A 12,036-nucleotide genomic window follows, 5' to 3' on the forward strand; every position below is an offset into this window, starting at 1 on the left:
TCTATATTTTAAGCACTTTTTTAGGCTTCATTAACCCTTCTTTTTGAGGGTGTGCCTCATAAATAGCTATGGCAGTACCATCCATCTCTTCCAAAATAATCGGCCCTTTCTCATTGAGAAATGGCTCTGGAATAGGAAGGACAGCTCCATTTTTTACTTTCTCACCTAATTTATCATTTATTTGATATTTCGGCAAATAATTTAAGGCCGTCTCAATCGGTCGAAGAGCCTCTACAATTGCTCCTGTTCCGACTAACTCCTCAACTTCAGAAAAGGTAAGGCAATCGTCTAACGTAAAACTCGCAGACCTAATGCGGGTTAATTGTGACATATGTGCCGGATATCCGAGCTTTTCACCTATCATTACGGCAAGTGTACGGATATATGTTCCTTTACTGCATGACACTTGAAAGCGAAAACGAATCAATTCTCCTTCAAATCGCTCCCGCTCATCCAGCAATTCAATAGAATAGATCGTCACCTTTCTAGATGGTCGTTCCACTTCCAGCCCTTGCCTTGCATATTCATACAATCTTTTCCCATTAACTTTTACTGCTGAGAACATCGGAGGCGTTTGTGTTATTTCACCGGAAAGCTCCGCTAACACAGCTAGAACTTCCGCTCTGGAAAAAGATTTTTTTTCTAAGTTTTCCTCAACAGTTTCTCCTGCTGCATCCTCTGTCGTTGTAGAAAAGCCGATTGTCACTTCTCCGACATATGTTTTACCTGCATTTGTTATGTATTCAGCAACCTTTGTTGCACGTCCCAAGCAAATGGGAAGTACGCCATCGACTTCAGGATCTAATGTTCCTGTATGCCCTATTCTTTTCATCCTCAATATTTTTCGCAGCTTAAAGACACAATCATGTGATGTCATTCCTTTTGGTTTATACAGCGGCAGTATCCCTTCCATCTCTATCCTCCTATTCAACATGTGCATTTTTTATGAGCGACCTTTTTGCAAAACACTATCGAACCAAAATCTCCGAGCTACTCGCACAAAAACAGAAATGGTTAGATGAAGTTGACCCAAGTGCAAGTGCGTAAGGTCAAATGTAGCTTTTCTTCGCGCTCATCGACGCCGAGCTTTTCCTTCGACAAAGTCAACTTACGGTGCTGGCCTCTCCCGTTGCATTAAAAAATCCAAATGCCTAAATTTATTGAAATTTGGCGCTAGAAAAAGTAAGCCACAACAAACGAAATTTATAGCTTCTTAAACGAGAGAAAAAGGATAGACAACCCGTCTATCCCTCCTCCATGTCAAATTATATGAAAAGTTTTTTACCTACGATAACGCTCGCAAGTCGACTCTAATCTTCATGATCCTTCGTTTGGTTCTCTTCTTGAAGCTTATACAAAAGGGAATCGATACGATTACCATAATCAATCGATTCATCAAATTCGAATATGATTTCTGGTGTTTTTCTCAAGCGGATTCTCTGCCCAATTTCCGAGCGGATAAAGCCTTTTGCTTTTGCTAAACCCTTCAGCGTATTCTCCTTCTGCTCATCATCTCCTAAAACGGAAATGAATACTTTAGCTTGTTGAAGATCACCAGTTACTTGAACATCTGTCACGGTAACAAACCCTATCCGAGGATCCTTAATTTTCCGTCCGATAATCTCGCCGAGTTCTTTTTTCATTTGTTCGCCAACACGATTAGATCTAAGACTCATTTTTGTCACCTCTAGTCCTATAAGAAAAGCAAGCGCCTTGCTATCAACAAACAAACTGCTTTCTCTAGCATGCTAAAGCAAATGGCAAATTTGTTATGCAATAGACGGCTGACGCTTGACCATTCATCATGTGAAAAATAAAACATTTTTGTAACAAGGACAAGCGTCCTCTATTCTTTTTGCCCTTCTCGGTAAACAATTACTGTTTAAAATCTAAAGCCACTCAATATCAGTAATCGTTCTCTCAATTTCCGGAAAAGAATCGATGAACTTAAGCGCGTTTTGCAGTTCCATTTCAGATGAAACTTGAGAAGAGGTTACAACAACGATGGCAATTTTTGTTCGTTGCCACACGTCCTGAAAATCAACTTCCGCTACAGAGAGGTTAAATTTCTGTTTCAATCTCACAAGGACTCGCTGTAAAACTGCTCTCTTCTCTTTCAGTGAATGAGCATCATAAATGATACACTCACAAACTGCAAGACCCACTATCATTAACGTTCCACTTCCTCCATAATATATGCTTCAATGACGTCTCCTTCTTTTACATCATTAAAGTTTTTGATCGTGATTCCACATTCATACCCTTGAGCAACTTCTTTCACATCATCTTTGAATCTTCTTAAAGCATCAATTTCGCCTTCGAAAATAACGATGCCATCACGAATGAGGCGAACGCCACTGTTGCGAGTGATTTTTCCATCCGTTACATAAGAACCTGCAATCGTTCCAACTTTGGATACCTTGAAGGTTTGACGAACTTCAGCCTGCCCAATAATTTTTTCTTCAAACTCAGGATCAAGCATCCCTTTCATTGCCGCTTCAATTTCTTCGATCGCTTTGTAAATGATTCGATGAAGGCGAATATCAACTTCCTCTGATTCAGCGGCACGCTTCGCATTGTTATCAGGACGCACATTAAATCCGATAACAATAGCATTTGATGCAGCGGCGAGTGTAATGTCAGACTCATTAATGGCACCAACGCCAGTATGAATTATTTTGACATTAACCCCTTCAACATCTAGCTTTTGGAAAGCTGCTGCCACAGCTTCAACAGAACCTTGTACGTCTGCTTTGACAATTATATTAAGTTCTTTCATTTCACCTTGCTTTAAGTGATCAAAAAGATTGTCTAAGCTTATCCGTGTCTTTTCGCTTCTTTGCGCTTGTAGTGCTTGAGTCGCACGAGCTTCACCAACTTGACGTGCTGTCTTTTCATCTTCGAAGACGACAAAGCGGTCTCCTGCCTGAGGAACATCATTCAAGCCTGTAATTTCAACAGGTGTTGAAGGACCAGCTTCTTTCACACGCCGTCCAAGATCGTTGACCATCGCACGGACGCGTCCAAAAGTATTTCCAACTACAATGGGGTCGCCCACCCTTAATGTTCCGTTTTGAACGAGCAATGTTGCAACTGAGCCTCGGCCCTTATCTAATTGAGCTTCAATCACAGTTCCAATTGCCTTTCTGTCAGGGTTTGCTTTATATTCCTCCACTTCACTGACAAGAAGAATCATTTCTAATAGCGAATCAATTCCTTCTCCAGTTAGAGCAGAAAGCGGTACAAAGATCGTATCTCCTCCCCATGCTTCAGGGATTAATCCATGCTCAGTTAATTCTTGCATAACACGATCCGGGTTGGCTGCCTCTTTATCAATTTTGTTGACAGCCACAATAATTGGCACTTCTGCAGCTTTAGCGTGATTAATTGCCTCAATTGTCTGAGGCATAACACCGTCATCTGCAGCAACAACAAGCACAGTAATATCAGTGATTTTGGCACCGCGGGCCCTCATCGTTGTAAAAGCGGCGTGACCTGGAGTATCTAAGAAAGTAATTTTTTTCCCGTTCTCTTCTACTTGGTATGCCCCAATATGCTGAGTAATTCCTCCAGCTTCACCAGCTGTCACCTTTGTATGGCGAATTGAATCAAGAAGTGTCGTTTTACCGTGGTCCACGTGTCCCATAATCGTGACGACAGAGGGTCTTTCTACTAGCTCTGCATCCTCGTCCTCAGTGAAATACACCTCTAAATCCGTAACATCAACTTTTACTTCTTCTTCAACCTCTACACCGTATTCAGAGGCAATCAATTCTATCGCATCTTTGTCCAGGTCCTGATTTATCGTCGCCATTACACCAAGTAAGAACAATTTTTTAATAATTTCAGATGGCTCACGGTGTAATTTCTTCGCCAACTCAGCAACCGTTAATGATTCGCTAAAAGTGATTTTTGCCGGAAGCTCTTTTTCTTTCCTTTTTGGAGGCTGAGATTGAGCTTGAGGCTGATTCTTTCCTTTGTTTTTCTGATTCTTATTTTTGTTTTTTTGATTTCCTTGATTATTATGGTTACTCTTAAAGCCTTTATTTTCTTTTGGTTGCCCTTCACCAGTGCCTTTTTTGCCATCACGTGTCTTCTGTGTTGGAGCGCTTTGTGCTTTAACTGGACCAGCATTCCGTTCCCCAGATGTACCAGTTTTTTCTTTTGATTTTGCTTGTTGAGGCTGTTTTTCCTCTTTATTGTAAAGACGATCAAGCTTCTGGATTGTATCCCCTTCGATTGTTGTCATATGATTTGAAACCTCTATATTCATTTCTTTTAGTTTAGTGATAACGTCTTTACTTGAAACATTGTGTTTTTTTGCGTATTCGTAAACTCGTATTTTACTCATATTTTCACCCCCGCAAGTATTAATCGAGCACTTGTTTCAGCTTATTGGCAAACCCTGCATCTAAAACAGCCACAACTACGCGGGCTTCCTTCCCAATTGATTGGCCGAGTAAATTACGGTTCTCCACCAACTTATATGGAATTGAAAAGGATTTGCATTTATCCGTCACTTTTTTCGCGGTATTGGCGGATGCATCCGCAGAGAGCAATACAAGCTTTGCCCTGCCACTTCTTATTTCTTTAACGACAAGCTCTTCGCCTGAAATGATTTTCCGCGCTCGATTGGCTAGGCCTAACAATGACATCCATTGATTTGGTTTCATTAGGATTGTCGTTTCTCCTTCTCTACTAACTCAAGTAGTTCATCATAAATAGATTCGTCTATTTCGACTTCTAAATGATTTTTCAATGTGTTTTTCTTTTTGGCTAAAAGAATGGCTTCCTTGTCTTTTGATAGGTAAGCTCCGCGACCATTTTTCTTTCCTGTTAAATCGATGGAAACTTCACCTTCTTTTGAGCGAACGATGCGAACAAGTTCTTTTTTCGGCCTCATTTCACCAGTCGCCACACATTTTCGCAAAGGAACTTTTTTTCTGTTCATCCATCTTTCACCTCTTTTTACTCACGTGAATCCTCTAAGTTTAAGCTTAAATCATTATCATAATCTTGCTCATCTTCATCATCAAAGCTAAGAATTCCTTCTTCACGTGGGAATATTCCTGCTTCTCTTGCATCTGTTTCCGACTTAATGTCGATTTTCCAGCCTGTCAGTTTAGCAGCAAGGCGAGCATTTTGACCTCTTTTTCCAATGGCCAGTGAAAGCTGATAATCTGGTACGACGACTGTAGTTGCCTTCTCTTCTTCATTGACGATCACATCAAGTACCTTTGAAGGACTTAAAGCATTAGCAACAAATACAACCGGGTCATTCGACCATTTTACAATATCGATTTTTTCCCCTTTAAGCTCGTTTACAACCGCTTGAACTCGAGCTCCTTTTGGCCCTACACAAGAACCAACTGGATCGACCTCAGGGTTTTCAGAGTGGACAGAAATTTTCGATCGATCTCCAGCTTCTCTAGAAACCGATTTAATTTCCACCGTTCCATCATAAATTTCCGGAACCTCTATTTCAAAAAGACGCTTCAATAAGCCAGGATGAGTTCTCGAAACGTAGATTTGAGGACCTTTAGTCGTCTTTTCTACTTTTGTAATAAAAACTTTAATGCGGTCATGTGGTCGATATCTCTCATTAGGCATTTGCTCATTAGCTGGTAGGATCGCTTCGATCTTTCCTAAGCTTACATAAATAAATTTGGAGTCTACACGCTGTACAATTCCTGTCATGATATCTTCTTCACGATCAATGAATTCTGAATAAATAATGCCTCTCTCTGCTTCCCTTACTCTTTGCGTAACAACCTGCTTCGCTGTTTGTGCGGCAATTCTGCCAAAATCTTTTGGTGTTACTTCGAGTTCAACAACATCTTCAATTTGGTAGTTTGGATTGATTCTGCGTGCATCCTCGAGTGAAATTTCAAGGCGGGGATCAAAAACTTCTTCCACGACATCTTTTCTTGCAAAAACCCTCATTGTACCAGCACCTAAATTTAAATCAATGCGGACATTTTGAGCTTGATTAAAGTTTCTCCGATAGGCAGAAACTAACGCTGCTTCAATCGCTTCAATAATTACCTCTCTTGAAATTCCTTTTTCTTTTTCCAGCAAGTCAAGAGCATCTAGCAATTCACTGCTCATTTGATTTTATCCCCCTTTAATCTCTATCAAATTAATTAAATTCTTCACAAATTCACTTTAAGAAAAAGTTACGGCTAACCGAGCATTTGCAATTTTGTCCATTGGGATGTGAACGATTTTCTTTCTTGTTTTAATCGTCATCTCTATCGTTAACTGATCTGTTGAGTATTCAGTTAGCTTTCCTTCAAAGCTTTTCTCACCATCAATTGGTTCGTATGTTTTCACAAAAACGTTTTGCCCCACTGCTCTTTCATAGTCCTTTTCCTTTTTGAGAGGACGCTCAGCACCTGGAGATGAAACCTCCAAGAAATAGTTGTAAGGAATCGGATCAATTTCGTCTAGTTTCTCACTTAATTTCTCGCTCACTAGTCCGCATTCCTCAATGTCAACACCGCCCGTTTTATCAATGTAAACACGAAGGAACCAATTTTTTCCTTCTTTAACATATTCAATATCCACCAATTCAAGATTAAGTTCATCCACGATGGGACCAGCAATCTCTTCGACAATTTCAATTACCTTACTCATATTTTCCCTCCTAACTTTAACTGTCCTAACTAGAATCAATTTCAATTCTACGGAACATAAAATTGACTCAGGCTGTTAAAAAACACAAAAAGGAAGCAATGTTAAAATCACTTACTCAGGCAGCTCGCAAACGCTCGCTTTCTTCGCTACTTCTCCTTGTCCGGTTCTCATTCGCTCCTCCCAACGTTTCGCAATTATTCATGAGGCAAACGTTTTAAAAGGAGCAACTGCTATCTATCACTTTTGACTTTGACTACACTCTGACTTGCTGTTATGTAGAAAAACATTAAGATAAATCCAGTGCTTTAATCCCGTTCACTTTGCTAGTGGTTATTTCATTTAATATGCTAGCCGATCATTCATTTTTCAAGGGCTAATCTCAGGCAATCGAAAAAAGCGTTCCCAAACAAACAAGAAAGAGCGGGGGAGCCCCACTCTTGTAAACGAGAGTTATCGATAGTATTTCCAATAAAACTATACCATAATCAATATTTTTATGCAAACATAAGTGTTCTTTCCACTTGACAAATCCTAATTTATTTTCAAGGATTATTGTCCATTTTTAAAGTTTGCGAAACAAATTTTGCTTTAAAGGAGCTCCAAACCAAATTCTAAAACAATGATAACTGATTTTGCTCTGGCATATCAGCAAGACAGCCATGATTATCTAAATACTCCATGATTGTCTTAGAAACTTTTCCGCGCTGCTGCAGATCTTCTTTTGATAAAAATTCCCCATCTTCACGAGCCTTTACAATATTAATAGCAGCATTTGTTCCAAGTCCTGGAATCGAATTGAATGGCGGTATTAAAGAGTTTCCATCAATAATAAATTCCGATGCGCTTGAACGATATAAATCCACCTTTCTAAAAGTAAAGCCTCTCTCATTCATTTCCAATGCCAGTTCAAGGACAGTAAGTAGATTTTTCTCCTTCGTTGAGGCTTCAAGTCCCTTTGCATTGATTTCTTCAATTTTTGCCCGAATCGCCTGAGAACCTTTAACCATTGCTTCAATATCAAAATCTTCTGCTCTAACAGTGAAATAAGCTGCATAATAATATAGTGGATAATGAACCTTAAAGTAAGCAATCCGGACTGCCATTAACACATAGGCTGCTGCATGGGCTTTTGGGAACATATATTTTATTTTCTTACAAGAATCGATATACCATTCCGGAACCTCATTCCTGCGCATTTCCTCTTCCATTTCATCTGTCAAACCTTTTCCCTTACGAACAGACTCCATAATTTTAAAAGCAAAGGATGGTTCCAGCCCTTGATAAATAAGATAAACCATAATATCATCACGACAACCGATAACTTCACTTAGCGTACAAATATTATTTTGAATCAATTCCTGAGCATTCCCGAGCCAAACATCCGTTCCGTGGGATAACCCAGAGATTTGCACAAGTTCGGAAAAAGTAGTTGGTTTCGTATCCTCTAACATTTGCCGAACAAAGCGAGTACCGAACTCAGGTATCCCCAGCGTTCCTGTTTTACACATAATCTGTTCTTCCGTAACGCCAAGCGCCTCCGGTCCACTAAAAATTTTCATCACTTCTTTGTCATCTGTAGGAATCGTCTTTGGATCGATTCCACTTAAATCTTGAAGCATACGAATGACCGTCGGATCATCGTGTCCTAATATATCAAGCTTTAAGACGTTGTCATGAATTGAGTGGAAGTCAAAATGAGTGGTCTTCCATTCAGAATTCCGATCATCAGCAGGGAACTGAATCGGTGTGAAATCATAAATATCCATGTAGTCTGGGACAACAATGATACCACCTGGATGCTGACCAGTTGTTCGTTTAACTCCTGTACAACCAGTTGCTAATCGTTCAATTTCAGCACCGCGAAGTTGGAGATTATTATCCTGTTGATATGCCTTCACATATCCAAACGCCGTCTTATCAGCAACCGTGCCAATTGTTCCCGCACGATAAACGTAGTCCTCACCAAACAGGACTTTCGTATAATTGTGTGCCTGCGGCTGATATTCACCTGAGAAGTTCAAATCGATATCAGGTACCTTGTCCCCTTTAAAGCCAAGAAATGTTTCAAACGGGATATCGTGGCCATCTTTGACGTATTTCTCTCCGCAATTTGGACATTCTTTATCAGGCAAGTCAAAACCAGAACCAACTGAACCGTCATTAAAAAATTCCGAATGCTTACAGCTTGGACAGACATAATGTGGTGGCAATGGATTTACTTCTGTAATTTCTGTCATCGTTGCAACTAGCGATGAGCCTACCGAACCACGAGAACCTACTAAATAGCCATCATCTAAAGATTTTTTAACAAGTTTATGTGAGATTAAGTAAATAACCGCAAATCCGTGTCCAATGATACTCTTTAATTCTTTTTCTAAGCGCGCCTCCACAATTTCTGGAAGGTTTTCTCCGTAGATGTCTTTTGCCCGGCGATAGCTCATAGAACGGATCTCTTCGTCCGCACCTTCAATTTTCGGCGTATAAAGGTCATCTTTTATCGGTTTTATGACATCAATCATATCAGCAATTTTATTCGAATTGGTGACGACGATTTCTTTCGCTTTTTCTTTTCCCAAAAATGAGAAAGCATCTAACATTTCATTCGTTGTTCTGAAGTGTACGTCTGGAAGTTCATGCCTATTTAAAGGATTGGCCCCCCCTTGTGAATTCACAAGGATTTTACGATAAATCTTATCGTTTGGATTTAAATAGTGAACATTCCCCGTAGCAACAACAGGAATCTCTAGCTTCTCCCCAAGCATTACAAGCTTTTTAATGATATCCTCCAGCTTAGTTTCATCTTGAACAAGCTCTAATTCAAGCAAATGAGCATAAACTTCTTTTGGATGTACCTCAATATAGTCGTAGAAACGAGCCGTATCTTCAACCTCTTCCGCAGCCTTTTGCATCATTCCTTCGAACACTTCACCTTTATCACAGCCGGAACCTACTAAAATTCCCTCTCGGTACTTTTGCAGTACCGACCTAGGAATTCGCGGAACACGATAGAAATATTCGATATGAGCAATTGAGATCAACTTAAAAAGATTTTTCAAACCAACATCATTCTGAGCTAATAAAGTACAGTGAAAAGGACGAGCCCTTTGGTACGCATTTCCTTTCCCCATGTTGTCATTAAGCTCATCATGATACGTAATCCCCTTTTCAAGAGCTTCTTTAAGCATTATGAGCAGTAAATACCCAGTTGCTTCTGCATCATAGATGGCGCGGTGGTGTTGGGTAAGTTCGACATTAAACTTTTTTGCCAACGTGTTTAACCGATGATTCTTCATTTCTGGGTACAGAAAGCGGGCCAATTCTAATGTATCAATAACAGGGTTTGTCGCCTTTTCCAACCCACTTTTTTTGTAGCCAACATTAAGAAAGCCCATATCGAAGGAAGCATTATGGGCAACAAGGATAGCATCATCAACCCATTTATAGAAATTTCTTAATACTTCCTCAACCTCAGGAGCATCCTTCACCATATCATCTGTAATTCCCGTTAAATCAATTGTGGTTGCAGATAATGGATGATGAGGATTGGCAAAGGCTTCAAAACGATCGACAATTTCTCCGCCTTTAATTTTGACTGCTGCAAGTTCAATGATTGTATCATATACCGCAGATAAACCGGTCGTCTCTACGTCAAACACCACATATGTGTCTTCAGAAAGGAGGCGATGAGCATCATTATAAGCAATTGGAACACCGTCATCAACGAGATTCGCTTCGACCCCGTACAAGATTTTTATATCATTCTTTTTCCCTGCACTATACGCTTCTGGGAAAGATTGGGCAACCGCATGATCGGTAATAGCGATTGCTTTATGGCCCCATTTTTTCGCTTGAGCGACCAGGCTGCCAACTGAACTCACTGCATCCATTTGACTCATCGGTGTATGAAGATGGAGCTCTACTCTTTTTTCTCCTTCTCGAGCAGTGTCCTGTCTTTCCACTGGTTTTATTTCATTAATATCATTTCCGATCATAACTAAATCACGGACGAATGTATCGTTTTGAATGCTTCCTCGAACTTTTACCCACATTCCTTTTTGCACCCGCTCAAACAGGGCTGCATCTTCCTTGTCTCGGGAAAACATCTTTACCATAATTGAACTGGTATAATCGGTAACCTTAAACGTCAACAACGTCCTGCCACTGCGAAGTTCTCTTGTCTCTGCAGCAAAAACATAGCCTTCAATCGCAATCCGTCGTTCTTCATCAACGATATCAATTAACTTGCGGAAATCAGCATCATCTTTAATGGTCAATCCGATTGTCAACGGGCCTGAAGGAACTTCAACACCAGCTTCTTTTTCCGCTTCCTGTTTTTCCATTTCCATTAAAGCCTGCATTCCCCGCTCTTGATCTTCTTTTTTCTTCGCTTCTAAAAATTGTTCATATTGCTCATTCGAAGATTGCTCATTGATCTCTGTTTCGATAATAAGTAAAGGGAAGCCCAGCTGCTGATAAGCTTCCTGAATCATTTCGCTATATTTTTTCTTAATGGTCAAGCCTTCCATATCATTGTTGACTTTTACGAGCAATTTGTTTCCCACTACATTCGGTATTTGTTCGTTAAGTAATTTCAACAATGGGGGAGCAATTCCCTCGAGCTGGCGTACACAAGAATTCCAATATTCGACGATTAACTGCTCTGATGCTTCGTCATTTTTAACCTTGATGGAATGATATACTGTAGCGATATGAGAGAATGCTTTCTCTAATTGAGAAGTAAATTTTTGATAAACATTATATGGTAAGACATTGTCAAATATAAAATGAAAATGCCATTTTCTTGCCTGTCTTTCAACAATCACTTTATCAATCTCGGCTTGTTCAAAATGGGTAACCATTTGATCATCCGTTAATTGCAATTGTTGGAGCAAGTGTTGGAATGCTTCTCTTTTATCAGCCGCTCCACTCATCACTCTCTCCCCTTCCACGATAATCTATCAAAAATTTATTATAACATATATGTTTAAAGATGAATCGAAAAACACCAAAGGATCTCAAAGGTGTAATCTACCTAAAAATGAGTGCCACCCTTAAAAAGAACCCTTCCCATCCAACCTGAAATTTGTAAGCTAGTCAAACCACAAAAAAACTCACGATTTCCTTAGCAATAACTTTGTCGAATAATATTGCGGATAGAACGATTTCTAGCCCAGCTCATGTAAAATCAAGTTTTTACACGAACTGAGCCAAAAATCAATATGGATTGGTAACGAAACCAAACCTAGCAATAAAAAACTGGTATCAAAAGGTCATTAAGGTGGTGACCCCACAAAGTTAGAGTTTTTATTAAGCAGCTGATTGGCTGGTTTGAGTTCGGTATTGTATTGGACTTAAACCAGCTAATTTTACTTTTATACGCTTATTATTGTAGTAATCTAT

At 39.7% G+C, this 12,036-nt stretch carries 10 protein-coding genes; all 10 read right to left on the minus strand.

Going from position 1 to position 12,036, the window contains the following annotated elements:
* Position 1 precedes the first annotated feature (1 nt).
* A complete protein-coding gene (truB, locus tag PZE06_RS20175) occupies positions 2-913 on the minus strand; it encodes a tRNA pseudouridine(55) synthase TruB (RefSeq protein WP_150917026.1) in 912 nt (303 codons plus the stop codon).
* Between the two features lie 397 nt (positions 914-1,310).
* Positions 1,311-1,676 (minus strand): 30S ribosome-binding factor RbfA, encoded by a 366-nt coding sequence (gene rbfA, locus PZE06_RS20180; RefSeq protein ID WP_150917024.1) that lies wholly within the window; start codon positions 1,674-1,676, stop codon positions 1,311-1,313.
* Between the two features lie 213 nt (positions 1,677-1,889).
* Complete coding sequence (locus PZE06_RS20185; RefSeq protein WP_150917022.1) at positions 1,890-2,171, minus strand: DUF503 domain-containing protein; 282 nt, start codon at positions 2,169-2,171, stop codon at positions 1,890-1,892.
* Positions 2,171-4,351 (minus strand): translation initiation factor IF-2, encoded by a 2,181-nt coding sequence (infB, locus tag PZE06_RS20190; protein ID WP_150917020.1) that lies wholly within the window; start codon positions 4,349-4,351, stop codon positions 2,171-2,173. Before infB ends, PZE06_RS20185 begins: the two co-directional genes overlap by 1 nt.
* A gap of 19 nt (positions 4,352-4,370) precedes the next feature.
* The gene (locus PZE06_RS20195) at positions 4,371-4,673 is read right to left on the minus strand and encodes a YlxQ family RNA-binding protein (RefSeq protein WP_150917018.1); all 303 of its coding nucleotides are present in this window, start codon (positions 4,671-4,673) and stop codon (positions 4,371-4,373) included.
* Positions 4,673-4,951 (minus strand): RNase P modulator RnpM, encoded by a 279-nt coding sequence (gene rnpM / locus PZE06_RS20200; protein WP_150917016.1) that lies wholly within the window; start codon positions 4,949-4,951, stop codon positions 4,673-4,675. Before rnpM ends, PZE06_RS20195 begins: the two co-directional genes overlap by 1 nt.
* A 17-nt stretch (positions 4,952-4,968) precedes the next feature.
* Positions 4,969-6,108 (minus strand): transcription termination factor NusA, encoded by a 1,140-nt coding sequence (gene nusA / locus PZE06_RS20205; protein WP_095308134.1) that lies wholly within the window; start codon positions 6,106-6,108, stop codon positions 4,969-4,971.
* Between the two features lie 57 nt (positions 6,109-6,165).
* Positions 6,166-6,636: a ribosome maturation factor RimP gene (rimP, locus tag PZE06_RS20210; protein WP_150917014.1), complete on the minus strand. Its 471-nt coding sequence runs from the start codon at positions 6,634-6,636 to the stop codon at positions 6,166-6,168.
* A 611-nt stretch (positions 6,637-7,247) separates the two neighbouring features.
* A complete protein-coding gene (locus PZE06_RS20215) occupies positions 7,248-11,567 on the minus strand; it encodes a PolC-type DNA polymerase III (RefSeq protein WP_150917011.1) in 4,320 nt (1,439 codons plus the stop codon).
* Positions 11,568-11,943: 376 nt separating this feature from the next.
* Positions 11,944-12,036: IS3 family transposase (locus tag PZE06_RS20220; protein ID WP_275792036.1), on the minus strand; the 93-nt coding region annotated here is incomplete at its 5' end.

The sequence above is a fragment of the Robertmurraya sp. DFI.2.37 genome (assembly GCF_029211245.1).
Lineage (GTDB): Bacteria > Bacillota > Bacilli > Bacillales > Cytobacillaceae > Robertmurraya > Robertmurraya methanolica_A.